Source organism: Bacillus jepli, assembly GCF_047238305.1.
Classification (GTDB): Bacteria; Bacillota; Bacilli; order Bacillales; family Bacillaceae_L; genus Ferdinandcohnia.
Genome location: NZ_JBDFMO010000001.1, coordinates 2,129,749 through 2,154,897, shown reverse-complemented (window position 1 = coordinate 2,154,897; position 25,149 = coordinate 2,129,749). Strand labels below are relative to the sequence as shown.

The window sequence follows — 25,149 nt, the reverse complement described above, 5'->3', positions numbered from 1 at the left end:
TACCAATTGGCAAGCTTCTTTTTCAAAAATTATTTTACAGTCGTAACTGCGCCAGCATATTTTTCTTCAATGAATTTCTGAATTTCTTCAGATTTCAATACCTCAACTAATGCTTTGATTTCTTCGCGGTCTTCGTCACCTTTGTTAACAACGACTAAGTTTGCAGGAACCACATCGTCCCCTTCAAAGGCAATGCCATCCTCAGCGATATTTACGCCACCCTCAAGTGCATAGTTTGTGTTAATTACAACCGCGTCGCCTTCTCCATTTTCAAATGAAGTAGCAAGAAGTTTTGCTTCAATCAATGTTGAGAAATCTAGATTTTTTGGATTTTCGACGATGTCTTCAACTCGTGCTTGATTACCAACACCCTCTTTAAGTTTGATGACACCTTCTCTTTCAAAAATTGGTAAAATACGACCATGGTCACTGAATGAGTTGCTCATGATAATTTTTGCTCCATCAGGAAGCTCTTTTAAACTTTTATATTTTTTAGAATAAATTCCAATTGGCTCTTTATGAATTTCTCCAACACTTACAAAATCAAAATCCGGATTTTCCTCTAGTTGTAACTCTAAATAACCAGGTGTTTGAAAATAGTTTGCATCAAGTTCTTTTTCATGAAGTGCTACGTTCGGTAAAATGTAATCTGTAAACACTTCAATTTTAAGGTCAATTCCCTTTTCCTTTAATAAAGGTTTTGCTTGTTCAAGAACTTCGGCATGTGGAACTGCTGATGCACCAACGATTAGTTCTTTATTTCCTTCAGCTTCTTTCGTGTCTCCACCCTCATCTGTCTTATCACTTGACCCACAAGCAGCTAATGTAAGTGTTAGTAGTCCAACTAATAAAATAAAAAGTAATTTTTTCATTTGTGTTCCTCCTGTTATCTCTTGTCTGTTTGTTTTGTAAAGAAATCACCCACAAATTGAATGATAAATACCAAAATTAATATCGCAATAGTAGCGATAAAGGTAATGACCGGTTTGTTACTCTGGAAACCATATAAATAAGCAAAATGACCTAATCCACCGGCTCCAATAACACCTGCCATAGCGGTAAAGCTTACTAATGAAATCGCAGTAACTGTTATCCCTGAAATTAAAGCGGGTAGGGATTCTGGAATTAATACTTTAAAAATGATGGTTAAGTTAGTGGCTCCCATAGAATGAGAAGCCTCGATTACACCTTTATCTATTTCACGTAAAGCAATTTCAACCATTCTTGCGTAAAAAGGTGCCGATCCTATAATTAAGGATGGTAATGCAGCACTAGGTCCTAGCATTGAACCCATTACAATTTTCGTAAAAGGTATTAATAATACAATAAGAATAATAAATGGTATGGATCGAAATATATTAACAAGTGCAGATACAATTCGATTTACCACAGAATTTTCCCACGCATTACCTTTATCCGTTAAAAAGAGAACCAATCCTAAAAATAAACCTATTATAAAAGTTGCAAGCACCGAAATTGCGGTCATATACAAAGTCTCTTGGGTTGCTATCCAGAGATTTCCCCAATTTAATGTTTGATAATCATTCACCTGTTTTTCCCATTTAAGAAGTTCCTGGAATTGTTCAAGCATTTTCAATCACCTCAGCTTCTACTCGTTGCTCCCGAATAAATTCAATGGCTGAAGTGACTTCATTCAGTTCACCAGCAAGATGAATAAATAATGTTCCGTAAGATCCATTTTGGGTTTGAGAAATCTTTCCTTGTAAAATATTCACTTCAACTTTAAAGTCTCGGATTAAAGTAGTAATTAATGGCTTTTCTGCATCTTCCCCAACAAAAGTGAGCTGAACCACTCTTCCATTTGGATAAAGATCAAGCAAATGCTCAATCATTTCTTTTGTTTCCTCAGGCTCTGTTACTTGCTGCACGAAACGTTTTGTTATTTGAGCTTGAGGCTTTTTAAATACATCCAAAACTCGGCCCTGCTCGACAATTTCTCCATTTTCCATCACGGCAACACGGTGACAAATTTTACGGATAACATGCATTTCATGAGTAATCAACACAATCGTTAATCCTAAACGTTCATTAATATCGACAAGCAAGTCCAAAATCGAGTCCGTTGTTTGTGGATCTAACGCAGATGTTGCTTCATCACAAAGCAAAACCTTTGGGTTGTTAGCTAGTGCCCGTGCGATTCCTACCCTTTGTTTTTGACCACCACTGAGCTGTGAAGGATAAGCATCTTCTCTTCCTTCTAAACCAACCAGCTTAATAAGTTCTGTAACTCTCTCATCCCGTTTTGCTTTTGGAACTTTTGCAATTTCAAGGGGAAATGAAATATTTTCCCTCACGGTTCGAGACCATAAAAGGTTGAAATGTTGAAAAATCATACTTATTTCTTTACGCGCATCGCGTAATGCTTTTCCTTTAACGGCGGTGATATTATGACCAGCAACTGAAATGTCTCCCTCAGTTGGCGTTTCGAGCCCATTCAGCAGGCGGATAAGTGAGCTTTTACCTGCTCCACTGTAACCGATGATTCCAAAGATTTCACCTTCATTGATCTCTAAATCAATACCGTTAACAGCTGTAACAGAATTTGCTTTTGTTTTATATATCTTCGACACATTTTTCAGTGTTATCATGTAGTCACACCTTCTATCCAAAGAAAACTATGTTTAGTTTATGCGATATAGTAAATAATTAACGAAAATAATTGAAAAAGCCTTTCTGCATAAACGAGCAGAAAGGCACAATTCAGTGATTCCTTCCTCTCATCTTCCAAAGCCTTTGCTTTGTGTGAATTGGCACCTTTTCAACAAATGTTGACGGTTGCTGGGTTTCATCGGGCACATCCCTCCACCACTCTAAATAAGAGTCATCATATATTTACATGTAATATCGTCCTAAATAACACGAGAATTATCTTATCATCTGTCATTTAGGGTGTCAATGAAAAAGTTGTGACTAATGTACCAAAGTAAAACTTAAGCTGTAGGCAATGGTGAAACAGAACTTGTTCCATTAGCTACTTTAATGGCTTGCTCTAAATCTTCTAAAATATCTTCAATATTTTCGATTCCAACAGATAAGCGAACTAAGTCTTCCGTAACACCAGACAACTTTAAATCTTCCGGGCTTAATTGCTGGTGTGTTGTGCTAGCTGGATGAATAATCAAACTCTTTGCGTCACCAACGTTTGCAACATGTGACCAAAGCTCAACATTATTAATTAGCTTCTCACCCGCTTCTCTACCACCTTTAATACCAAACACAACAACTGAACCTGCACCTTTTGGTAAATATTTATCAGCTAATTGTTTGTTCGGGTGATCGTCCTCACCAGGATACAGTACCCATTCAACCCCAGGATGATTTTTAAGATATGAAACAACTTTTTTCGTATTTGCAATATGCTCTTTCATACGAACGTGTAATGTTTCAAGACCAAGGTTAAATTGGAATGAATTAAAAGGACTTAAAGCTGGACCTAAATCACGAAGAAGTTGAACTCTTGCTTTAATGATATAAGCTACAGGTCCTAAAGCATCAGCATAGACTAGATCATGGTAGCTTGGATCTGGTGTTGTAAATCCAGGGAATTTTGGTGAATTCCAATCGAATTTACCCCCATCCACAATAATTCCACCCATTGTTGTACCATTACCTAGTAACCATTTTGTTGCGGAATGAATAACGATATCTGCTCCATGCTCAATTGGACGACATAAGTATGGTGTCGCAAATGTATTGTCAATAATTAATGGAATTCCTGCTTCATGAGCAATATTTGCTACTGCTTCAATATCAAGAATATCTAAGCTTGGATTTCCGATTGTTTCAGCAAAAATCGCCTTTGTATTTGGCGTTATGGCTTGACGGAAGTTTTCTGGATTATTAGGTTCTACTAAATGTGTCTTAATTCCATATTTAGGAAGTGTATTCGCAAATAAGTTATATGTTCCACCATAAAGTGTAGAAGCAGAGACAATCTCATCTCCTGCACCCGCAATATTCAAAATAGCTGTGGTAATCGCAGCCATTCCACTAGAAACAGCTAATGCACCAACGCCACCCTCTAATTGTGCAACTCTTTCTTCAAAAACAGTTGTAGTTGGGTTGTGAATACGCGTATAAATATATCCATTTTCCTTAAGTCCAAATAGATTTGCTGCATGTTCAGTTGTATTAAATTTAAATGCATTTGATTGATAGATTGGTACGGCTCTTGCACCTGTTACTGGATCTGCTTCAAGACCTCCATGGACAGCAATTGTCTCTGGTCTATAGTTTTTTTGTTTCTCAGTCATTTGAATCTCTCCCTTTTGTTTTGTTTATATAAATAAAAAACCTCTTCGATAAGAAGAGGTGTATGTACGATTTCTCTTCTTATCTTTCAGACAAAAAATGTCTGTTGGAATTAGCACCGTGTAAATTACCGGTTGCCGGGCTTCATAGGGCCATTCCCTCCGCCACTCTAGATAAGATTTTCAATATGAAATTTATTACTTTAACAAGTTAATATCATGCTAAACCTTTTTCTATTATATGTCAATAAGAATTTTTAGAAAAAATGAGCAATTTGAAATTTCATGTCATATTTCGACACATATTTGAAACAAATTTATACATGCATCGTTTATTTACTTCTTTTTTCCCGGGAAATATGACATATTATGATATTTTTGCTACTTGTTTTTCCTCATTACGAAAGGATTTTCTACTGAATACAAGTAGGAAATATAGCGACCCGATTAGATATAAAACTGAAGTAATTGTAAACACATATGCATAGCCCCAATAAGCTCCATGTATCATTACGATTGACGTCGATACAGGTCCCATTAGTGCCCATCCTAATGAAAACACCATTTGATTCACTGAATTCGCAAGACCCTTCATCGAATCGTTCACTCTTCCCATAACAAGAGAAGCTTGAATCGGGTTACCCGCATTCATTAATGCTTGCCTAAATAAAAAGGCGATGGCTGCTATGTATAAATTTTCCGTATACCCTGTTAGTAGAAGGAATGGAAGTGAGGATAATTGCAAATACACCACCGCACGTACTTCCCCAACCTTACTCACAATAATGGGTCCGATAATCATTGCAATTGCAGTTGCAGCTTGTCCCAATGAGAGAATAAGTCCGATTATCGTATTGCTTGCTAGAAAGCGATCTGCAAAATATAAATTGAGATAAGGAATGACTAATCCAGAACCAAATCCTATGATCATTTGTGCTATGGCAAACATAGCAATTAATTTGATTTGCGATTTATTGGTTTTTAATTTTTGACCAAAAGATTCTACTGTTTTCATTTTTGGTTGTTGTCTGCGTTGTTCATTCATTTTAATGATTGGTAGAATTCCTGCAACATAGATGATCGTTGCAATTAACAGCGTGATTCTAACACTCCAAAGTCCGCTCATATGAAAAATAAATTGGAAGGTGTCAGACAATGCCCCGCCTGCAATGTTTCCAACAACCTGGGCAATCATCATGATTGCCGAATGAAAGCTAAAAAGATGAACCCTTTGTGAAGAAGAAGAGTTTTCGGCCAACCATGGGACACCGGATACCTGGATAAAAGCCGTCGACAATCCTGTTAAAAATGCAGTTGCTATCAATAACTGTTCCACATCCAATATACTTCTAGCAAAGAAGGCTATTGTTGAAACAGCAACACCTAGTACCATCACTTTTTTTCTACCAAATTTATCACTCATAAGACCTGCGGGAACTAATATAATGGCAGATGCCAATGCTGTCATGGCGATAATAGTTCCATTCGTTTGCTCAGAGTAGCCCAGTTCTCGCACATAAAAGTTATACATGATTGTAAACATACCCATGCCTAGCTGTGTAAAAATGGTCGCTAAAATAAATAGTTTAATATTTTGATTGTATGATTTGTATTGTGTTTTCCATTCTGTCACTATGCTGCTCATATGCGCTCCCATGTTTTGAATATTTCGATTCCCTAAATATCATACAACTTTTCTAAAAAATTGCAATAAAAAACAACGCGAAAATCACGCGTTGTTCAGTCTTTTGAAACTATTTCAAGCAAATAGGGAACCGAGTGGAATGCGTAGTATTTTTTTAGCACTTTCCCATCTTTTATATGCATAAAACAAGGGACACTTTCGATTTGCCACTCAATTGCTTTTTTAGGTAAATAATTGAGGTCGCTTTTTCCGATAGTTACATGTGGCAGTAATTCATCAACTACCGTGATCATTTTGGATGCCACTTGGCAGGTTCCACACATCGGTGTATATAAATAAAGCCAAAACTCATCCTGATTGTTAAGTTTCAGATCAATTTCGTGTTCTTTCCATTCTTTCATGTCAACTACAACCTTTATTTTCTTAATTGACTTTTATTGTAACATGATTTTAGAAAAGACATATGATGAAAAGCTTACAATAAAAATTCTGCGTGAACATCAATATTTGCTGAAAGCAGTACAGTTGCTATATGATGTTCAGGGGCTGTCGCAACCTCGCGATAGGTTTTATCGATAAACAAATGCCGAGCTTCAGGAAATTCTCGTTTAAACTGTTTTCTTAGCTTATCCCCTGCACTGTCAGCATCTACTAATATATAGACATCTTTATTAAATAAATGTTCAATTAATTCATCGAGTTTCGAAATACTTATTGTTCCATTCGTACAAATGATTTCAACTGGTTCATTTACTACCGTTTCAATCTTCTTTTTATCTGTTCTCCCCTCAACAATGATTACTTTTTCTTGATCATCAAAAGCCACCATTTCATCACCTTATTTCAAGTGTACATTTATATGCCTATTACTTCTATTCGATTTATATAACTGCTTTTCCTTCATTTTATCGTGAAGATTCATTTTGGTGATAAATACTCCAAAAAGTTATGGAAAAAAAGACAGTGGGTTTCCACTGTCTTTTAACACCAACCATTTTCATCGTCACAATCAACATATTTCATATCTGGGGGTGAAGGTACATCTGCAAAGGTGAAAATTTTACTTTCTTCCTGCTCATATCCCTGCTTTAATTCAAAATGAGCTCCTTCATTTGTAAACCGAATTTTACCAATAGGTTCTTTTTTAAACAAATAGATCCATTTTGTTATTTCCAAGCTTTCCAACTACTCGGTCAGTCACATCAATTCGAGTATGTTTTAATACCATGATAAACATCCTTCCCTTGGTATTTAAGTTTAGAATGTCCATTAAGATGAACTTCATTCGGTTTGGAGTTGTTGTCTATTGGTTCGTTACAAAAATAAAAAGAACCAGTAAGGAATTTACCTTAACTGGCTCTGTCATTATGAATTAATCTTCTTTTGTCATTTCTTCGTACTGTTCAGCTGTCATTAGGTTCTCTACATCTCCAGCATTTGCAGGTTCAATAACAATCATCCATGCTTTCTCATATGGAGATTCGTTTACGAATTCTGGGCTATCATCAAGGTCTTCGTTAATCTCTACAACCTTACCACTAATTGGTGCATAAAGCTCAGATACCGTTTTAACTGACTCAACACTTCCGAATGGCTCGTCTGCTTGAATTTCGTCGCCAACCTCTGGAAGCTCAACGAATACGATATCACCTAACTCAGATTGTGCAAAATCTGTAATTCCGATACGTACTTTTTCCCCTTCAACTTTCACCCATTCATGTTCTTCAGAATAACGTAAATCTTTAGGTGTGCTCATTTTGTACCCTCCATTAAATTCGATTTTATGAAATACGTTTTTTTGTTGAAATTGCTCAACAAGTGTTTATGTAAAAGACCTTAAAAAGGCTTTCATCCGATTTAATTTGTCCAAGTCGCTTCAAAATTCGCTTCATTAAATCCAACCGTTACCTTGTTTCCATCCGTAGTAAGTGGGCGCTTAATTAGCATTCCATCAGATGCAAGCAGATCTAGCAACTCATCCTCTGATGCAGAACCGATTTTATCCTTCAATCCAAGTTCACGATATTTTTGACCACTTGTATTAAAGAATTTTTTTAATTCTAATCCGCTATTTTCGTACATTTCTTTCAATTGCTCTTTTGAAGGTGGATTCTCTACAATATGTATTTCCTCAAAGGCAACCTGATGTTCCTCTAACCACTTTTTTGCTTTACGACAAGTTCCACATTTCGGATACCAATAAAATGTTAATGCCATATTCTCACCACCTTATCCATCAAGAATATTTTAACATATAAAATTTTGAATGAAAAACCTTTCAGTGTTCCACTGATTAATTTCGACTTAATCCCGGTTTATCCTGCAAAAAAAGAAAAAAAGCCCCTTTTAAAAAGGAGCTTCTCTGTACTTGTTATTACACAGTGTATTTTTCAGCGTCGATTAGGGTTGCTGCAATTTCGCGTTTCTTTGCAATCACATTTACAGGAGTAAAGCGAGTTAATTTACGCAAAGCTGATGTCATCATGCGTAATACATCACCTTCTTCTGTCGCAACAAGAGTTTCTTTTGCATGTGCTTCAATTTCATTAAATGCTTCTTGAACAAATACTTGTGTATAAAGGATCTTTTGCTGATTCTTGTCTTCACCTGATTTTTTGATTGCTTTTTCTGTACGGAGAACAACTGATTCCATCGCATAGACATTTGCTGCGATATCTGCAATATTCGCAAGGATTTCCTGTTCTTTTTCAAGCTTTGGACCGAATTTTTGGGCAGCAAGTCCGGCAATCATTAAGCCTACCTTCTTCGCATTACGAACTAGGTACTTCTCTTGCTCTAGAACGCTTTCGCCCACTTCTTCAGGCATTAGCATCATAAGCTCTTCCTGAAGCTGTGTAGCTTTTTCAAGTAATGGTAGTTCTCCTTTTAATGCTTTACGAAGGAATGTTCCAGGAACAAGTAAACGGTTAATTTCATTTGTACCTTCGAAAATTCGGTTAATACGTGAATCACGGTATGCTCTTTCGATTTCATACTCCTGCATGAATCCATACCCACCGTGGATTTGAACACCTTCATCCACCACATAATCTAATACTTCTGTATTGAAAAATTTATTGATTGAACACTCAATGGCATATTCCGCAATTGACTTCGCTACTTCCTTACCATTCTTCACTTCTTCTTCTGATAATTGACCCATACGATCTTCAAAATAGCCAACTGTACGATACACACTGGATTCAGCTGCATATATTTTTGATGCCATATTCGCTAATTTCTCTTGGATTAATCCAAATTTTGAGATTGGTGTTTTAAATTGTTGACGTTGATTTGCATATTTAACTGCAAGTTCAAATGCGCTCTTAGCACCACCTACTGCACCTACACCTAGCTTATAACGGCCAATGTTTAGGATGTTAAATGCAATCACGTGTCCTCGGCCTACTTCACCTAAAAGATTTTCTACTGGGACCTGCGCATCCTCAAGAATCAATGTACGAGTGGATGAACTCTTGATTCCCATTTTCTTTTCTTCTGCACCGGTTGATACACCAGGAAATTCGCGTTCAACAATAAATGCAGAGAATTTATCTCCGTCAATTTTTGCATATACTACAAATACATCCGCAAAACCAGCGTTTGTAATCCATTGTTTTTCACCATTTAGTACATAATGAGTTCCTTCTGCATTTAATTTAGCAGTCGTTTTCGCACCTAGTGCATCAGAACCTGATCCCGGCTCTGTTAACGCGTAGGCTGCAAGTAACTCACCACTAGCTAACTTAGGTAGGTATTTTTGCTTTTGTTCTTCATTTCCAAAAAGAACAATCGGAAGTGAACCAATACCAACATGTGCACCGTGAGAAATGGAGAATCCACCTGCTCTTGCCATTTTTTCAGCAATTAATGCGGAGCTTACTTTGTCTAACCCGAGCCCACCATACTCTTCTGGTACATCTACTCCTAAAAGACCAAGCTCTCCTGCGCTTTTTAATAATTTTACGGAAATGTCGAATTCATGATTTTCAAGATGTTCAACCTGTGGAAGAACCTCATTTGCGACATAGTCCTCTGTTGTTTTTGCGATCATTTTATGCTCATCTGTGTAATCTTCGGGTGTAAAGACACGGTCTGCTTCAAGTTCTTCGATTAAAAAGCCTCCACCTAAAACGACTTTATCAGTTGCATTTGACATTTTGTTTCCCCCTAAAAAGTATTCATTGGAGGCTAACCATGATGGTTAGCCACTACCCTTATGCTAATAATTCAAATACTCCGGCTGCTCCCATTCCGCCACCGATACACATCGTGACAACACCAAATTGTACGTTGCGACGTTTCATTTCATGCATTAATGTAAGTGTTAATTTTGCTCCTGTGCACCCAAGTGGGTGCCCTAGTGCAATCGCACCTCCATTGACATTTACGATCTCTTCATTAAGTCCAAGTTCACGAATGACTTGTAGAGATTGTGATGCGAAGGCCTCGTTTAATTCAAATAACCCAATATCAGAAAGCTCAAGACCTGCCATTTTAAGTGCTTTTGGAATAGCTGCTACAGGACCGATTCCCATTACTTCAGGTGGTACTCCTGCTACAGCAAACGATCTAAATTTCACGAATGGTGTAAAGCCTAAGCTAGTCGCTTTTTCACGATCCATTACCATGACTGCGGCTGCACCATCACTCGTTTGTGAAGCATTACCAGCCGTTACTGATCCAGTCACTGAGAATGCAGGTCTTAGTTTTGCTAATACCTCAAGATTTGTATCTTCTCGCACTCCTTCATCCTGTGAAAACTGGATATGTTTTTCTACTAATTTATGATTTGGATCAACTTGTCGGAGAGTAACGTCCACTGGAACAATCTCATCTACAAATTTGCCTGCCTTAATTGCAGCTGCAGCTTTTTGATGACTTCTTACCGCAAAAGCATCTTGGTCTTCGCGACTAACACCATACTTGACTGCAACTTGCTCTGCTGTGTGCCCCATTCCCATATAATATTCAGGTGCTGTTTCTGCAAGCTTCGCATTTGGTCGCACCACATGACCCATCATTGGGACTAGACTCATCGATTCTGCTCCACCCGCAATGGCCGTATCGGAGTGTCCTAGCATAATTTTTTCAGCTGCGTAGGCAATTGATTGGAGTCCTGAAGAACAATAACGATTCACAGTGATTGCTGGAACGGTATGTGGCAGTCCTGCTAATGCTCCAATATTTCGTGCCATATTTAAGCCTTGTTCTGCCTCAGGCATGGCACACCCTATGATTAAATCGTCAATATTCCCTTCATAATTTCCTGCACGCTTTAATGTTTCCTTGACAACTAATGCTCCTAAATCATCTGGTCTTACGTTTGCAAGAGTCCCTTTTTTCGCTTTTCCAACCGGGGTTCTCGCACCCGCTACGATGACTGCTTCTCTCAATACATTCCCTCCTAACTTTTTAACCGCAGCAGGAGATTTTTAGATTTCAATCTCCTTTAAGCATGTGTGTTTAGTTACGTAATGGTTTTCCTTTTACAAGCATGTGTTGCATTCTTTGTTGTGTCTTTGGTTCACCGACAAGGCTTAGGAATGCTTCACGTTCTAAATCAAGTAAGTATTGCTCATCTACCTCGGCACCATATGGAACATTACCACCCGCTAAAACCCAGGCAAGCTTCTTCGCAATCTTAAGGTCATGGTCTGAAATATAGCCTGAATATTTCATTGCTTGTGCTCCTAAAAGGAGGGTTGCATAGCCTGTTTCACCAACCACTGGTACCTCCTTTCGCACTGGGGCTTTATAGCCTTGTGCGGATAATGCTAATACAGAATGTTTCGCGTCGTAGATAAGGTGATCACTGTTAAAGGTGATACCGTCTTCTTTTGTTAAGAAGTTATTTGTTCGAGCCTCTTCAGCTGATGTAGAAACCTTTGCCATTGCGATTGTTTCGAATACTTTATTTGCAACGTTTTGAAGGTTAACTTCTACTCCTGTAGGCATTCCTTGAAGATGGTTGATATAAAGCTCCTTGTTACCACCGCCACCAGGGATTACACCAACACCTACTTCAACCAGCCCCATATACGTTTCGCTTGAGGCTTGGATTTTCGCTGCCGGTAGACAGATTTCTGCTCCTCCACCAAGGGTCATCCCAAATGGCGCTACCACGACCGGTTTTTCACTATATTTGATATTCATCATCGCTTGTTGGAAATTGCGTACAACAAGCTCAATGTCATAGAAATTGTCATCTTGTGCTTCCATTAAGATCATCGCTAGGTTTGCACCAACACAGAAGTTTTTCGCTTGGTTTCCGATGACTAGGCCCTTATAGTTTTTCGCCACTTCTTCTATGGAGTAATTGATCATTTGAATAATATCGAAGCCAATTGCATTATTTGGTGATGTGAATTCTAATAATGCGACATCATCACCTAAATCTATTAAACTAGCACCACTGTTTTTCTTAATGACGCCATTCGTTTCTTTTAATGTTTTGATATGAATGTTCTTCGGGTTTACCTTAACAGCTTTATATTCCCCCTCTTGATAGTAAGAAACAGAGCCATTTTCTTTCTTATAAAAAGAGGTATTTCCGTTTGCTAACATATCTTTAATCCACGCAGGCACTTGGGTACCTTCTGCTTCCATCTTCTTCACAGAATTTTCAAGACCGATGGCATCCCACATTTCAAATGGACCTAATTGCCAACCAAAGCCCCACTTCATTGCTTCATCAATGGCAACAATATCGTCTGCAATTTCACCTAGAAGATTAGCAGAATAGATAAGTGCTGGGCTTGTAATATTCCATAAAAGCTTTCCAGCGCGATCTTCTGCATATAAGAGCGTTCTTATCTTATTCGAAGTCCCTTTTACTTGTTTAATCGATGCAGTAACTGGAGTTTGAAGCTTTTTGCGCTCTTGATATTCCAGTGTTTCAGGATTTAATTCAAGGATATCCTTACCCTGCTTTAAGAAGAAACCTTGCCCTGATTTACTTCCTAACCATCCTTTTTCCTGCATTTTCTTCATGAAGTCAGGAACATTAAAAACTTCTTTTTCTTCACCTTCCACTTGCTCATAAACATTGTTTGCAACATGAATAAATGTATCAAGACCGACAACATCAAGGGTACGGAAGGTTGCACTTTTTGGCCGACCAATCATTGGACCTGTAACGGAGTCTACTTCACCAATACTGTATCCGCCCTTAAGCATTTCACGAACAGTTACAAGTAATCCATATGTTCCAATTCGATTTGCAATGAAATTTGGTGTATCCTTCGCTTCAACGACACCTTTACCAAGTACATCCTCACCAAATGTTTTCATAAAAGTAAGTACTTCTGGGCTTGTGTTTTTTGTCGGAATCACTTCAAGCAACTTCAAATAGCGTGGTGGGTTGAAGAAGTGTGTTCCTAAAAAGTGCTTTTGAAAATCCTCTGAACGTCCTTCAGCCATTGCATCAACCGAAATACCAGATGTGTTGGAGCTTACGATGCTGCCTGGTTTTCTAACCTTATCGATTTGGCTAAAAACCTTTTTCTTAACATCAAGGTTTTCAACAACCACTTCAATAATCCAATCCACTTCTGAAAGCTTTGCCAAATCGTCTTCAAAGTTTCCGGTTGTAATAAGAGCGATATTTTCCTTAGAAGTTAGTGGCGCCGGCTTTTGTTTTAACAGCTTTTGAACCGCAGTATCACTTAAACGATTTCGAACTTCTTTATCCTCTAGTGTAAGCCCTTTCTTTTTTTCTACTTCTAAAAGTTCACGAGGAACAATATCTAATAGTAAGGTAGGTATTCCAATGTTTGCTAAGTGTGCAGCAATACCTGAGCCCATAACTCCTGAACCAAGAACTGCAGCTCTTTTAATGCTTTGGATCATTCACAGTTTCCCCCTTTGATTCATTTTGAATGAATACTCATTCATTTTTCCTTCAAAAAAAATATCCCTTATTCATTTCAAGCTCATTGAATATTGAACATCCAAAAGAATGAGTTCCTTTATATCTAAATATAAAACAATATTTAAATTTTCGCAATATATACACGAAACAATTTTTTCTTTTTTTTGTTAATTCGTTTTTAAATAGTGAAAAAGGGAATTCTAAAAAATGGAGGTGACAATCAAATGGCGAAAGTTGATAAAAACCCATCTAAACGCGCTGTTAGTGCAGCAAGTGTTAAAGGAAATGCAGGGCCAGATTCTAGGAAGAAATTCGGGAAAACCCAATCCACCAACCAACAATATGGTGCGCATAATACGGATAGCGAGGAATAAGTAGAATTGACCAATACACCTTGGCAGGAATTTTGATGAGGGCTGTAGGATCACCATGCATGCAAAACGTTAAAACGGGGTAATTGGTATATCACTATACCGCAAAACGATAAATGAAATACTGCAAATGGGATTATCGGTATATCAACACACCGTAAAACGATAAATGATTTACCGCTAATGGGATTATCGGTATATCACCAGGTCGTAAAACGATTAAGTCCGTATAATTGTGTAAAAAGAAAATGAGTCAAATTAATTCCATTTGGCCACAATGTTATCAGCGACGAAAACATAAGGAGGAATTAATCTTGACTCAACTTCAGTTTACCCTTAATTTAGACAATTTAAAAGATGCTGTTATGAATTCAAATATCGAAGCAGTTGTTAAAGCTTCCATAGTTTTAGTACTTAATGAATTAATGGAAAAAGAACGTGATGATTACCTACAGGCAGAAGCTTATGAACGGACTGTTACTCGTCGTGATTATCGTAATGGATATTATGAGCGTGATTTACTACTAGCTAATGGACGAATTACTTTACGTGTTCCTCGTACACGTGAAGGCGACTTTTCTCCATCCATTTTTGAAAAGTATGAGCGATGTGACAAAGCTTTCGTTCTTTCTATGTTAGAAATGGTGATAAACGGGGTATCAACCGGAAATGTAACTAAGGTTGTAAAGCAGCTTTGTGGTGAAAATGTATCGAAGTCCTTCGTCTCATCTCTTACAGAAAAGCTGGAGCCTATCGTGAATCAATGGGCAAATCGACCATTAAATGTCATGTACTATCCATATATTTTCGCTGATGCCATGTACATCAAGGTCCGCGAACATCACCGGGTAGTGTCGAAAGCAGTTTATATTGCTACTGCTATAAATGAAAAACATCAAAGAGAAGTTATTGGTCTAAAAGTAGATCATGTAGAAAACTTTGATGCATGGCAAGGTTTTTTCAAAGATTTAAAATCACGTGGATTACAATCACCAAAGCTAGTAATATCAGATGCTCATGAAGGATTAAAAAAGGCTATTCAACGCGAATTCATCGGAACCTCTTGGCAAAGATGCACTGTCCATTTTAAACGCAATATTTTGGGGGATCTTCCAAAGAAGAACACGGCACAGGTAATCTTTGATATAAAAAGAATTTTCGGAGCAGTGACAAGAGAAGACGCCTGCACATTTAAGGATGAGTTTATAAAAAGCTATCAGGAAAATTCTAAACTTAAAAAAGCAATACAAATTTTAGAAGAAGGCTTCGAAGATGCCATCCAATATTTAAACGAGCCAGCTCCATATCATTCTTATATACACAGTACAAATTCATTGGAACGATTGAACCAAGAAGTCCGGCGAAGAGAAAGAGTCATAAGAATTTTTCCTCACACTCAATCTGCCTTTCGCCTAATTGGAGCTGTATTAATGGACTACGAAGAGAAACAATTGTTGAAAAAACTACCTATCAAAAAGAGATAGAGCGCGAAGCGCGCGAAATTTGTATTGGTTGGAAGGGGGTACCCCCTTCCAACCAATACAAATCAATCCCATAACACAAATAAATCTAATATCCTGATAAATATTGTTAGCCATAGAATTAATTTTACACAAAATTAAGGGCTTGACTCGTAAAACGATATTTGATATACCGCAAATGGGATTATCGGTATACCACCACACCGTAAAACGATATTTGATATACCACAAATGGGATTATCGGTATATCACCAACTCGCAAAACAATAAGTGATATACCGCAAATGGAATTATCGGTATATCACTAGTCGCAAAACAACAAATGACATACCGCAATTGGGATAATCTGTATATATCTATTGCCTCACAACCGCGATGAAGACTTTTGAGAGCCGAATCCTTGGTGATTAGGTCTTCATAGTTTGACTAATTTCACTCAAACAAAAAGCAGTGCGAGAAAAACATTCCTTCCTCGCACTGCTTTACAATTTTTCAACCACTCTACTTCCCAAATACACCCTTCAAAACAAATGCTACATTGGCAGGGCGTTCTGCAAGACGTCTCATGAAATATCCATACCAGTCCGTTCCATACGGTACATACACGCGCATCGTATAACCTTCTTTCACAAGTTCCTCATGGCGTTCTGAACGAATCCCATATAGCATTTGGAACTCAAATTGGTCATGGCTGATATTATGTTTCTTTACTAATTCCTTCGTATATTGAATGATCGCCTCATCATGTGAAGCAATTGCTGTATAGTTTCCATTTAAGAGATGCATTTTAATGATTTTCTTAAAGTTCTCATCCACATCCTTCTTCTCCGGGAATGCTACTTCCGGAGACTCCTTATAGGCACCCTTAACAAGGCGAAGATTAGGATTGTATTCATTTAAGTCCTCAATATCTTTAACAGTCCGATATAAATATGCTTGAATTACTGTTCCTACATTGTCGTAATCTGTACGAAGCTTTTTAAAGATTTCGATTGTCTTTTCACATCTGGAGTAATCCTCCATATCGATTGTCACGAAAACATCATTTTCTTTTGCAGCATCAAGGATTCTCCGCATATTATTCAACACAACTTCATTTGAAATATCCAATCCCATGGAGGTCATTTTTAACGAAAGCTGCGCATTCAGTTTTTCTCGACCAATTGCTTTTATTGCCTCGATGGAGCCATCAGCCATCATATTTGCTTCTTCAATACTATCCACAAATTCACCAAGATAATCAATGGTGACCGCGAGGCCCTTTGCATTTAACTCTTGTATTTTTTTTACGGCTAAATCGATTGTTTCCCCGGCGACAAATCGTGCAGCACCCAAGCGTAAGCCATATTTTCTTGCAAGTTTTGTAAACGCTTTATTTTTCGATAAAAATAAAAAGAAATTTCGTAAAACATGTTCCATTCCAAGTTCCCCCTCGAAACGTACTCTAGTTTCTTTTCTATAAATCTCTTAATTTCACATCTAGTTTATCACGTTTATTTCGACTTGAATATACAACAGAAAAAAATATTAACCGCTTACAGTAATATTGTATGCATTGCATACAAAAACGTTTTAATGGCATCCTAATAACGAAAATAGGATAAGGAGGGTTTTCATATGCAACAACAGCAATCACAACAGCAGCAACAGCAACCTTTATATACGCCAAAAGGATCCCAAATGTCTGAAGCTCCTGCGATTATTTCGTCGAAAGATCTGTTGTATTTAACCGATATGATGTCATGGAATCTTGTGGCATTAAAAAAGGCGCACTTTTATGCGAGTCAATGTCAGATGTCTGAGATCTCACAAGCGCTAGAAAAAGCATGTCAAATGCACGAGCGCCACTATCGCCAAATTTTAGATCATATGCAAAAGCATACAGGTCAACAGCCACAGCAACCAAACCAAGGCCAAATGCAAAGCCAGCAAATGCAATAAGGGGGCTACATAAATGAATCAGCAAATGAATCAAAATCAAAACCAAGTGAAGAATCCTAAAACGAGTGTACCAAAGACACCACAAATGAATGATCGTGATTTTATCAACGACATGTTAGCAACTGAAAAATATATGACAGCCGCTTATAGCACTGCTCTAAATGAAATGAGTCATGACGGATTATATGAGGATATCCGTTCTATTTTTAATGAAACGCAGGACTGTCAAAGAGAGTTCTATAATCTCATGTTCAAAAATGGCTGGTATAAGCTTGAGGAAGCCGAAACACAAAAAGTTCAACAAAAGCTACAACAATTTTATAACTATACAACGACACAGTTTCCAGACCATAACAACATCCAGTAAGAAAAAAGAGATGAAGCACGAATAGGTGCTCATCTCTTACTTGTTTTTTGAACGATGTGCTTCATTTAATGTTTTAATTTCTGCAATGATTTCCTTGATGCCCTCTTTTGCATCTGGATAGGTTTGGTTCCAGTGCTTAGCAAGTGGTGGCATTGATTTTGAAATATGCATATAAAGGGACCAAAGCTTTACTTTTTCCTTTAATTCGGGTGAACTTTCACCAAGTAAAAGCTCTGTATATTTTTCTAGCAATCCATCAACTTGTTCTTCTATTTTTTGATTCATCTTATTTTTCTCCTATTTTGCAATTAAACGGACAAGTTTTACAGCGGTCTTCGTTACTTGTCGTCTTATAGTAAAGACAGCACGTTTTCCTCGTGCGGATGTTTTGGTCGTATTCTGGTCGATATGTCTTTACACCAAAATATCGTGATAAAGGGTTGAATGCAATTTGACCGAATAATTCCCCTTCTGCTCGCTTGACAATATACTCGAAATCCTCTTGAATATTCTTTTGTTTATCATCAAATTTTGGTTTTGTTAATACAGATTCATAGAGCCAATACACATAGATAGCGACATTTTCCCAAAGAACCTTTTTCGATAATCCCGAGTGCGTTGTAAGAGTCATTATGACTTCATGGATGTGATCATGAAAAATAGCGCGAATTGTATCGTCTCGCCATTGATTTCGTGAATCGGATGGTGCTGACACGGTCTGAAGATCTGTGAAATAAAACTTCGGATTCCAATACCACATTTTCTCTTCTTCACTTGTTTCCAATGAGATGTTGGACAAGGATACATTTAATCGCTTGTTGAATACCGTCATTGCAAACAAATTAAGGACCGCAAAAAATCCATAACGCTTCACGAACATGGATGCAGCTACACGTTTATCTGGCGCCGCAATCTTTTTTCCGACATTGTCTAAATACTGCTGTATGATTTTCTCATCACAAAGCTCAATCACAGGCCTTGATAGGCTTGATTGAAATTGCCTATCACTAAAACGGAATTCCTTTAATTGTTTGATTTCCGTTTCCGAAAGGAGGTTTGACATCGTTATATTCCTACCTTATCTAATAGTCGTCGTCCCTTGCCGTGTGGAATACATAAAGGTGTTCCGAACAACGGATCAACGGCAATTTCACAATCCATTCCAAACACATCTTTTACAAGGCTGCCATTCACGACAAGCTCAGGTTTGCCCTGTCCATATATTTGTTTGTCCTTTATCGCTACAATATGATGGGCATAGCGACAAGCTAGATTTAAATCATGTAAAACCATAATAATTGTTCGTTTCTCTGTTTCGTTCAATTCAAATAAAAGGTTGAGAATCTCAATTTGATGTGTCATATCAAGATACGTAGTTGGTTCATCAAGTAAAATAATATCGGTTTGCTGAGCAAGTGTCATCGCAATCCAAGCCCGCTGGCGTTGCCCACCTGAGAGTGAATCGACGGTTCTCTCCGCAAAATCTGTCATATTGGTAGCCTCTAGGGCATGTTTAACGATTTTTTCATCTTCTTCTGTCCATTGCTTGAGCCAGTTTTGATAAGGGTAACGACCTTGTTTGACCAACTGGAGGACGGTCAAGCCTTCAGGAGCAGTAGGTCCTTGTGGGAGAATCGCAAGCTTTTTAGCAACTTCTTTTGTCGCAAGCTTTGCAATCGCCTCTCCTTCTAAGAGAACAGCACCTTGTTTTGGCTTTAGTAGTCTTGCTAAAGAACGCAGCAAGGTTGACTTTCCACATCCATTTCCACCTATAAAAACAGTGATTTCACCTTTTGGTAACTCAAGATGTAAGTTTTCGATGATAATGGAGTCCCCGTACGATAAAGTCAAGTTTTCCGTTTTCAATGCATCCATCAAGTACGCCCCCTTACAAATCAATATTATAAAATCTACAACTGCCAGAACAAGACCTTATGCAAGAGCAAACAGTCTTTAGCTATTTCTACTCTTATAGAGCAAATAAATAAAATATGGTGCTCCTATTGCAGCCGTAAATACGCCAGCTGGAACTTCCGTTGGTGAAAATACGGTCCTACCAATTAAATCTGCGAGCATCACTAGGATTCCCCCCAAAAGAGCTGCCGTTGGTAATAATGCACCAAAGGCTGAACCAACTAATCTCCGTGCCATATGGGGTGCCATTAATCCAACAAAACCGATCCCACCAGCAAAAGCTACTGCACTTCCTGTTAATGCTGTACTTACGAGCAATAAAAGAAATCGTTGCTTCTGTACATCACTTCCAACACCCGTTGCAAGTTCTTCTCCTAGCTCTTGAATGTTTAAGTTTCGCGAGAGCATCATGCAGATAATGACTAAAATAATAACAACAGGACTTAGAATTTGTACATTTGCCCATGTCGATCCATTTACAGTCCCGGTAATCCAGATATTTGCCTGGCTTGCTTGATAAATCGGTCCCATTACCATAAATGTTGTTGTCAAAGCTTGTGTGAGGGCAGAAACCCCAATTCCTATTAATACAAGTCGTATAGGGGAAACACCATTTTTCCAAGCCAAAACATACACTAAAAAAGCAACAATAGTTGCACCAACAAATGCAGCAACTGGCATCCATTTAATACTTACGGTTAACGCATTACTTGAATTTGAGAAGTATGCTAAAAAAGCAACTACTACAACAGACGCACCGCCTGTAATGCCTAGAATATCTGGTGAGGCAAGTGGATTTCGAATAATTCCTTGTAAAATACTACCCGCAACCGCCAGCGCCATACCTACTAAAAAGGCAATGATAATTCGTGGTAAACGAAACGATGTAACGACCAATTGCTCCATTCGGGTTCCATATCCAAATAGTGTTTTTACAACTGTAATTGGGTCAATCTTCATTTGTCCAAGACCCGTACTTACTAGAAACAAAATCACTGCTACTGCTATTAAAATAAAAAACGTAACAAGTGCTTTATTATCAATTAAAAAAGAGATTTTTCCCTTTTTACCAATACGAAAGGCTCTATATTTATTCATGCTTTATGAAACCCCTTTCTCGCTACATAGATAAAGAAAGGTGTTCCAATTAATGCCGTCATAACTCCTACAGGCACTTCTTCAGGCATGACGATATACCGAGCCGAGATATCAGCTAATAGGAGTAAAACGCCACCAAGAATACCGCTAAATGGAAGAATCCAGCGATGGTCAATGCCAACCAAAGCCCGCGCAAGATGTGGAATGACAATACCGATAAACCCAATTGGTCCTGCCACGGCTACTGCTCCACCAGCTAACAGAATGATGGTTATGGCTGTTATAAGCTTAACGGTACCTGTTCGCTGTCCAAGTCCTTTTGCTACATCTTCACCCATTGATAAGATATTGATTTTATTCGCTAAGAGCAATGATGCGACCCAAGCAACTCCTAAATATGGAAGGACACTTGTAAGCATTTCAAGCTTTCTGCCTTGGATGGAGCCTGCAAGCCAGAATAATACTTGGTCTAGCGCCATCTCATCAATGACGAGCAAGCCTTGTGTGAAGGAAGAAAACATGGCAGCAATTGCAGCACCTGCTAATGTTAATTTCATGGGGGTAAGGCCTTCCCGTCCAAGTGAACCGATGAAATAAACGATAAATGCTGCAACCGCAGCCCCTAAAAAGGCCACCCAAGTAAAAGCTTGTAAGGAGTTAATTGAGAAAATAGATACTGCAGCGACAATAAAAAAACCCGCTCCAGCATTGACTCCGAATATTCCTGGTGATGCCAATGGGTTCTTCGTTAGGGCTTGCATAAGAGCTCCTGCTATTCCCAAACTTGCTCCTACAGCTGCTGCAATAAGAGCACGTGGGAGTCGAATTGTTTCAATGATTATGTGTTCGTTTGAGCCATTATAAGCTGTAAAAGTTTCGTATGCCATTTTCCAAGATGTATCTGTATATCCATAAACAATGCTTGCACATATCGATAATAGCAATACTAAAATTCCGATCACAAGTCCCGTAAGCTTCGCTTGATTTGATTTTAAAACCATTTATTTAATACTCCTTGAATAGTTAGAAAGACATGTATGACTTTGGGTAAACATGTTTATGTTAATATTAGGTGTTTTTTGTAATGTTATACATCTTCCCTGTGTCCTTACTTCATTGTAAAAAGACAAGAAAGTTAGTAGTTTAATTCTCTTTTAGTCTATTGGAAATGAGAATGATTGTCAATGAAATGAAAATCATTCTCAACTTTATATTGACTTACTTTTCAAATCACTTTATCATCATAAGTAAATGAAAATCATTATCAATTAACAGGAGGATACATAATGAACTTTAGAAAGAAAACTTTTCTTGGATTTTTTACGTTGGCTGTATTTTCACTATTATTGGCTGCTTGTGGGGCTGCAGACAATACTGACAAGAATGGTGCAGTTGAAAGTCCTAATACATACACAGTTGAACATGCGATGGGTTCAACACCGATTAACAAAGATCCAAAACGAATTGTTGTTTTAACAAATGAAGGAACAGAAGCCTTACTCGCAATGGGTGTTAAGCCTGTGGGTGCTGTTCGTTCTTGGATAGGAGATCCTTGGTATGCTCATATTGAGGATCAAATGGAAGGTGTAGAAGTTGTTGGTGAAGAGAGCAATGTAAATATTGAAGCAATTGCTGCACTTGAGCCTGATTTAATTATCGGTAATAAAATGCGTCAGGAAAAGATTTATGAGCAATTAAAGGCGATTGCCCCAACAGTTTTTGCTGAAGACTTACGTGGCGATTGGCAAAAGAACTTTACCCTCTATTCAAAAGCAATCAATAAAGAGGAAGAAGGAAAGAAAGTTCTCGCTGATTTTGACGACCATTTAAATAAGGTAAAAGAGAACATCAATACGGATGCTGAAGTTTCTGTGGTCCGTTTTATGGAAGGTCGAACTCGAATTTATTATACAGATTCTTTCTCAGGAGTTATTTTTGAACAATTAGGCTTGAAGCGTCCACAGCAACAGGTTGATTTGTTTGCTCAAGACCAAAATGATCAATTTGCTCGAGAAGTTGATCAAGAAAAGATTCCATTAATGGATGGAGATGTCATTTTCTATTTCACCTATGAAACAGGTAATGGCGAAGCAACAAAGGTTGAGGAAGAATGGATTAATAATCCGCTATGGAAAGGTTTAAATGCGGTGAAGGAAGGCAATGTACACAAAGTAAGTGACCCTATTTGGAATACTGCAGGTGGTGTTCTAGCAGCTAACCTCATGCTTGATGATATTGAAAAATACATGGCAAAATAATGAAACGAAAAGCTCCCGCCATTTCGACTCGGCGGGAGCTTTTCATTTTTATTTATCTCGAAGTTTTTCTAAAATAATCTGTGCCTCATACCCATCCTTAAATGTATATAGGTGACTTTCTTTCCCCGCAATTGCAGCAACGAGATGGTCTATAAGTGTTGAGGTCTCTTCCTTTTCATTTTCAATCGAATGGATCTCCTCACCTAGCTTACCACCTTCTAGGTTACCCCAATCAATTAGTGAAAGGGTCCCCTCAGTACCATAAGCTGTGTAGGCAATTCGCTCTGTTCCGGCAATCTGACTCATACCATTGATTAGAAATGGTGTTCCATTTTCTAATGCTAATGAGGCAATAACGCCAGTTTCACATCTGGTCGTGTCTTTAGGTAATTCCAAGCGGCTATTTAAATGCGTAATGGAACCAAAAACGCGTTGGGTTAATTGAATAAAATGAACCCCTACCTCCAAAACAAAACCACCTTGTTCACGGCCAGCCACCCAATCATTCTGCTGCCAGAGACGTGGCCAATGAGGGAAATTCATCGAAAGTTCAAGTTTACGTAATTGTCCTATGTATCCTTCTTTAATCATCTGATCAAAAGTATTTGCTGGACTACTATAGTTAAGCGGGAAATTCATAGCATGAATGATTCCAGCTTGCTCAGCTTTTTCGAACATTTCCTTAGCCTCTTCGACCGAATTCGCGAGCGGTTTTTCACATAACACATGAATCCCATTTTCAACGACATCCATCGTAACAGCATGATGATATTTTGGTGGAACAGCTACATAAACTAGATCCAACTCCTCTTCTTCTAGCATTTTCTTGTGATTATCGTACCAGTTAATCCCACCAAGCTTGTCTGCCATCCTTACGGCACGTTCGTTATCGGTATCAACGACTGCTTGAACGGTTGTATGCTTATTGGCGTTAAAGCCTTGGATAAGTCTTTCTCCGATGGCCCCAAGACCGATTACTCCTACTCTTACTTGTTCCATTTTATCTCTCCCCTCTTTCTCCATTATAATTCCGCCCCTTTGAATCGTCTATGAAACGCACATAAAAATAACCCCTCTTAAAGGGGCTTTCGTTTTATACAAATGATTTTATATCATAGACATGACCATTTATTAACGCTTGATTGAGAATTAGGTCAAGGATTACCTCAGCAACAAAATCAGGCGATCTTAGCATGCCCTTTTCATTGAATTCAATAAATTGCTCGACCTCTGTGAAATCCTCTTTCTTTGTTTTTCTAATGACTTCTTGCATTTCCGTATCCATGACACCAGGTGAAAAGGAAATCATGGTTACTGGGTGCTCAGCGACTTCCTGCTCAAAACCAACTGATTTTGTAAACATATCAATTCCTGCTTTAGATGAAGAATAGGCAGTCCATCCGTGTCTTGCACGGTTAGCAGCACCTGATGAAATATTCACAATCACCTTTTTAGTCGCAAATGTTGCTGTATGTTTAATAAAATAGGAACTTACTATCATTGGAGCCAAGAGATTGACATGAATACTTTCCGTTAGTTCTCTTGGACTCGCCTTTCCAATCGGCTTAATTGGATCAATCGTTCCAGCATTGTTAACTAAGTAGATTCCTTCTGCGTTTGAAAAATCAATAGATGAAAAAATTCGTTCCATCACTTTTTCAATTTCTTCCGTTTTATGGAGGTCACAAGAAAAGTAATATAGATTAATACCTTTTTCAAACGCCAATTCTTTTAATTCATTGTTTTGTTTTCTTGAGATACAAAATAAGGTATGATTCTTGTCCATAATTTGTTTTACAATGGATTCTCCCAATCCTCTAGATGTACCTGTAACAATAAAATATTTCAAATAAGACACTCCCAATAGACTTTTATCTTTTCCACCACTTACAAAAAGTATATCATACCCTATTGAACACTTGTTGAGGGG

General features: G+C 38.0%; 26 protein-coding genes and 2 riboswitches. Of the genes, 5 read left to right on the top strand and 21 right to left on the bottom strand.

The window, feature by feature from the left end; translation table 11 throughout:
- Window positions 1-29: 29 nt before the first annotated feature.
- The 13 genes from ABC371_RS10835 to ABC371_RS10775 all read right to left on the bottom strand — a co-directional run bounded on the left by ABC371_RS10835 (window position 30) and on the right by ABC371_RS10775 (window position 13,767).
- On the bottom strand, window positions 30-872 hold the full coding sequence (locus tag ABC371_RS10835; protein ID WP_412896815.1) for a MetQ/NlpA family ABC transporter substrate-binding protein: 843 nt from the start codon (window positions 870-872) through the stop codon (window positions 30-32).
- A 14-nt stretch (window positions 873-886) separates the two neighbouring features.
- Window positions 887-1,486 carry a methionine ABC transporter permease gene (locus ABC371_RS10830; protein ID WP_412899327.1) on the bottom strand — a complete coding sequence of 200 codons (600 nt, stop codon included), beginning with the start codon at window positions 1,484-1,486 and terminating at the stop codon, window positions 887-889.
- A 97-nt stretch (window positions 1,487-1,583) separates the two neighbouring features.
- Window positions 1,584-2,609, bottom strand: a complete 1,026-nt coding sequence (locus ABC371_RS10825) for a methionine ABC transporter ATP-binding protein (RefSeq protein ID WP_412896814.1) — start codon at window positions 2,607-2,609, stop codon at window positions 1,584-1,586.
- 126 nt (window positions 2,610-2,735) lie between these two features.
- Window positions 2,736-2,842, bottom strand: a riboswitch (SAM riboswitch).
- Window positions 2,843-2,951: 109 nt separating this feature from the next.
- Window positions 2,952-4,274, bottom strand: a complete 1,323-nt coding sequence (locus ABC371_RS10820) for an O-acetylhomoserine aminocarboxypropyltransferase/cysteine synthase family protein (RefSeq protein ID WP_412896813.1) — start codon at window positions 4,272-4,274, stop codon at window positions 2,952-2,954.
- A 76-nt stretch (window positions 4,275-4,350) separates the two neighbouring features.
- A riboswitch (SAM riboswitch) is annotated at window positions 4,351-4,452 on the bottom strand.
- 186 nt (window positions 4,453-4,638) lie between these two features.
- Complete coding sequence (locus tag ABC371_RS10815) at window positions 4,639-5,916, bottom strand: MFS transporter (protein WP_412896812.1); 1,278 nt, start codon at window positions 5,914-5,916, stop codon at window positions 4,639-4,641.
- A gap of 95 nt (window positions 5,917-6,011) precedes the next feature.
- Entirely contained in the window at window positions 6,012-6,317 is a 306-nt protein-coding gene (locus ABC371_RS10810; RefSeq protein WP_412896811.1) for a thioredoxin family protein, read from the bottom strand.
- A gap of 74 nt (window positions 6,318-6,391) precedes the next feature.
- Window positions 6,392-6,745, bottom strand: a complete 354-nt coding sequence (locus ABC371_RS10805; RefSeq protein WP_412896810.1) for a toprim domain-containing protein — start codon at window positions 6,743-6,745, stop codon at window positions 6,392-6,394.
- A 152-nt stretch (window positions 6,746-6,897) separates the two neighbouring features.
- The gene (locus ABC371_RS10800; protein ID WP_412896809.1) at window positions 6,898-7,092 is read right to left on the bottom strand and encodes a YusG family protein; all 195 of its coding nucleotides are present in this window, start codon (window positions 7,090-7,092) and stop codon (window positions 6,898-6,900) included.
- Window positions 7,093-7,288: 196 nt separating this feature from the next.
- Window positions 7,289-7,672: a glycine cleavage system protein GcvH gene (gene gcvH, locus ABC371_RS10795; RefSeq protein ID WP_412896808.1), complete on the bottom strand. Its 384-nt coding sequence runs from the start codon at window positions 7,670-7,672 to the stop codon at window positions 7,289-7,291.
- 101 nt (window positions 7,673-7,773) lie between these two features.
- Window positions 7,774-8,133, bottom strand: coding sequence for an arsenate reductase family protein (locus tag ABC371_RS10790; protein WP_412896807.1), 360 nt, complete (start codon window positions 8,131-8,133; stop codon window positions 7,774-7,776).
- 157 nt (window positions 8,134-8,290) lie between these two features.
- Window positions 8,291-10,075, bottom strand: a complete 1,785-nt coding sequence (locus tag ABC371_RS10785; RefSeq protein ID WP_412896806.1) for an acyl-CoA dehydrogenase family protein — start codon at window positions 10,073-10,075, stop codon at window positions 8,291-8,293.
- A gap of 58 nt (window positions 10,076-10,133) precedes the next feature.
- Entirely contained in the window at window positions 10,134-11,312 is a 1,179-nt protein-coding gene (locus ABC371_RS10780; protein WP_412896805.1) for an acetyl-CoA C-acetyltransferase, read from the bottom strand.
- 70 nt (window positions 11,313-11,382) lie between these two features.
- Complete coding sequence (locus tag ABC371_RS10775) at window positions 11,383-13,767, bottom strand: 3-hydroxyacyl-CoA dehydrogenase/enoyl-CoA hydratase family protein (RefSeq protein ID WP_412896804.1); 2,385 nt, start codon at window positions 13,765-13,767, stop codon at window positions 11,383-11,385.
- Window positions 13,768-14,013: 246 nt separating this feature from the next.
- Between ABC371_RS10775 and ABC371_RS10770 the strand changes: the two genes are divergently transcribed.
- Entirely contained in the window at window positions 14,014-14,163 is a 150-nt protein-coding gene (locus ABC371_RS10770; protein WP_136378524.1) for a YuzL family protein, read from the top strand.
- Window positions 14,164-14,474: 311 nt separating this feature from the next.
- Window positions 14,475-15,644, top strand: a complete 1,170-nt coding sequence (locus tag ABC371_RS10765) for an IS256 family transposase (protein ID WP_412896803.1) — start codon at window positions 14,475-14,477, stop codon at window positions 15,642-15,644.
- Window positions 15,645-16,142: 498 nt separating this feature from the next.
- Here ABC371_RS10765 and ABC371_RS10760 read toward each other — a convergent pair whose 3' ends face one another.
- A complete protein-coding gene (locus tag ABC371_RS10760) occupies window positions 16,143-17,060 on the bottom strand; it encodes a proline dehydrogenase family protein (RefSeq protein ID WP_412896802.1) in 918 nt (305 codons plus the stop codon).
- Window positions 17,061-17,258: 198 nt separating this feature from the next.
- Between ABC371_RS10760 and ABC371_RS10755 the strand changes: the two genes are divergently transcribed.
- The gene (locus ABC371_RS10755; RefSeq protein WP_412896801.1) at window positions 17,259-17,582 is read left to right on the top strand and encodes a hypothetical protein; all 324 of its coding nucleotides are present in this window, start codon (window positions 17,259-17,261) and stop codon (window positions 17,580-17,582) included.
- 13 nt (window positions 17,583-17,595) lie between these two features.
- On the top strand, window positions 17,596-17,949 hold the full coding sequence (locus ABC371_RS10750; protein WP_412896800.1) for a spore coat protein: 354 nt from the start codon (window positions 17,596-17,598) through the stop codon (window positions 17,947-17,949).
- Window positions 17,950-17,985: 36 nt separating this feature from the next.
- Here the strand turns inward: ABC371_RS10750 and ABC371_RS10745 are convergent, their stop codons facing one another.
- The 5 genes from ABC371_RS10745 to ABC371_RS10725 all read right to left on the bottom strand — a co-directional run bounded on the left by ABC371_RS10745 (window position 17,986) and on the right by ABC371_RS10725 (window position 21,962).
- Window positions 17,986-18,234, bottom strand: a complete 249-nt coding sequence (locus tag ABC371_RS10745) for a YusU family protein (RefSeq protein WP_412896799.1) — start codon at window positions 18,232-18,234, stop codon at window positions 17,986-17,988.
- A 1-nt stretch (window position 18,235) separates the two neighbouring features.
- Complete coding sequence (locus ABC371_RS10740) at window positions 18,236-19,012, bottom strand: IucA/IucC family C-terminal-domain containing protein (RefSeq protein ID WP_412896798.1); 777 nt, start codon at window positions 19,010-19,012, stop codon at window positions 18,236-18,238.
- 2 nt (window positions 19,013-19,014) lie between these two features.
- Complete coding sequence (locus tag ABC371_RS10735; RefSeq protein ID WP_412896797.1) at window positions 19,015-19,824, bottom strand: ABC transporter ATP-binding protein; 810 nt, start codon at window positions 19,822-19,824, stop codon at window positions 19,015-19,017.
- Window positions 19,825-19,902: 78 nt separating this feature from the next.
- Entirely contained in the window at window positions 19,903-20,961 is a 1,059-nt protein-coding gene (locus ABC371_RS10730) for a FecCD family ABC transporter permease (protein WP_412896796.1), read from the bottom strand.
- Window positions 20,958-21,962: a FecCD family ABC transporter permease gene (locus ABC371_RS10725; protein WP_412896795.1), complete on the bottom strand. Its 1,005-nt coding sequence runs from the start codon at window positions 21,960-21,962 to the stop codon at window positions 20,958-20,960. The genes ABC371_RS10730 and ABC371_RS10725 overlap by 4 nt, the downstream gene beginning before the upstream one ends.
- A gap of 285 nt (window positions 21,963-22,247) precedes the next feature.
- On the opposite strand from ABC371_RS10725, the gene ABC371_RS10720 reads away from it, so the two are divergent.
- Window positions 22,248-23,219: an ABC transporter substrate-binding protein gene (locus ABC371_RS10720; protein WP_412896794.1), complete on the top strand. Its 972-nt coding sequence runs from the start codon at window positions 22,248-22,250 to the stop codon at window positions 23,217-23,219.
- A 48-nt stretch (window positions 23,220-23,267) separates the two neighbouring features.
- Here ABC371_RS10720 and ABC371_RS10715 read toward each other — a convergent pair whose 3' ends face one another.
- The gene (locus ABC371_RS10715; RefSeq protein WP_412896793.1) at window positions 23,268-24,218 is read right to left on the bottom strand and encodes a Gfo/Idh/MocA family protein; all 951 of its coding nucleotides are present in this window, start codon (window positions 24,216-24,218) and stop codon (window positions 23,268-23,270) included.
- Window positions 24,219-24,312: 94 nt separating this feature from the next.
- Entirely contained in the window at window positions 24,313-25,077 is a 765-nt protein-coding gene (locus tag ABC371_RS10710; protein WP_412896792.1) for a (S)-benzoin forming benzil reductase, read from the bottom strand.
- Window positions 25,078-25,149: the final 72 nt, after the last annotated feature.

Bases quoted from the DNA above. Each gene is read 5' to 3' on its own strand.
- ABC371_RS10835 (WP_412896815.1), bottom strand. From the start codon at position 872: ATGAAAAAATTACTTTTTATTTTATTAGTTGGACTACTAACACTTACA.
- ABC371_RS10830 (WP_412899327.1), bottom strand. From the start codon at position 1,486: ATGACCGCAATTTCGGTGCTTGCAACTTTTATAATAGGTTTATTTTTA.
- ABC371_RS10825 (WP_412896814.1), bottom strand. From the start codon at position 2,609: ATGATAACACTGAAAAATGTGTCGAAGATATATAAAACAAAAGCAAAT.
- ABC371_RS10820 (WP_412896813.1), bottom strand. From the start codon at position 4,274: ATGACTGAGAAACAAAAAAACTATAGACCAGAGACAATTGCTGTCCAT.
- ABC371_RS10815 (WP_412896812.1), bottom strand. From the start codon at position 5,916: ATGAGCAGCATAGTGACAGAATGGAAAACACAATACAAATCATACAAT.
- ABC371_RS10810 (WP_412896811.1), bottom strand. From the start codon at position 6,317: ATGAAAGAATGGAAAGAACACGAAATTGATCTGAAACTTAACAATCAG.
- ABC371_RS10805 (WP_412896810.1), bottom strand. From the start codon at position 6,745: ATGGTGGCTTTTGATGATCAAGAAAAAGTAATCATTGTTGAGGGGAGA.
- gcvH (WP_412896808.1), bottom strand. From the start codon at position 7,672: ATGAGCACACCTAAAGATTTACGTTATTCTGAAGAACATGAATGGGTG.
- ABC371_RS10790 (WP_412896807.1), bottom strand. From the start codon at position 8,133: ATGGCATTAACATTTTATTGGTATCCGAAATGTGGAACTTGTCGTAAA.
- ABC371_RS10785 (WP_412896806.1), bottom strand. From the start codon at position 10,075: ATGTCAAATGCAACTGATAAAGTCGTTTTAGGTGGAGGCTTTTTAATC.
- ABC371_RS10775 (WP_412896804.1), bottom strand. From the start codon at position 13,767: ATGATCCAAAGCATTAAAAGAGCTGCAGTTCTTGGTTCAGGAGTTATG.
- ABC371_RS10770 (WP_136378524.1), top strand. From the start codon at position 14,014: ATGGCGAAAGTTGATAAAAACCCATCTAAACGCGCTGTTAGTGCAGCA.
- ABC371_RS10760 (WP_412896802.1), bottom strand. From the start codon at position 17,060: ATGGAACATGTTTTACGAAATTTCTTTTTATTTTTATCGAAAAATAAA.
- ABC371_RS10755 (WP_412896801.1), top strand. From the start codon at position 17,259: ATGCAACAACAGCAATCACAACAGCAGCAACAGCAACCTTTATATACG.
- ABC371_RS10750 (WP_412896800.1), top strand. From the start codon at position 17,596: ATGAATCAGCAAATGAATCAAAATCAAAACCAAGTGAAGAATCCTAAA.
- ABC371_RS10745 (WP_412896799.1), bottom strand. From the start codon at position 18,234: ATGAATCAAAAAATAGAAGAACAAGTTGATGGATTGCTAGAAAAATAT.
- ABC371_RS10740 (WP_412896798.1), bottom strand. From the start codon at position 19,012: ATGTCAAACCTCCTTTCGGAAACGGAAATCAAACAATTAAAGGAATTC.
- ABC371_RS10735 (WP_412896797.1), bottom strand. From the start codon at position 19,824: ATGGATGCATTGAAAACGGAAAACTTGACTTTATCGTACGGGGACTCC.
- ABC371_RS10730 (WP_412896796.1), bottom strand. From the start codon at position 20,961: ATGAATAAATATAGAGCCTTTCGTATTGGTAAAAAGGGAAAAATCTCT.
- ABC371_RS10725 (WP_412896795.1), bottom strand. From the start codon at position 21,962: ATGGTTTTAAAATCAAATCAAGCGAAGCTTACGGGACTTGTGATCGGA.
- ABC371_RS10720 (WP_412896794.1), top strand. From the start codon at position 22,248: ATGAACTTTAGAAAGAAAACTTTTCTTGGATTTTTTACGTTGGCTGTA.
- ABC371_RS10715 (WP_412896793.1), bottom strand. From the start codon at position 24,218: ATGGAACAAGTAAGAGTAGGAGTAATCGGTCTTGGGGCCATCGGAGAA.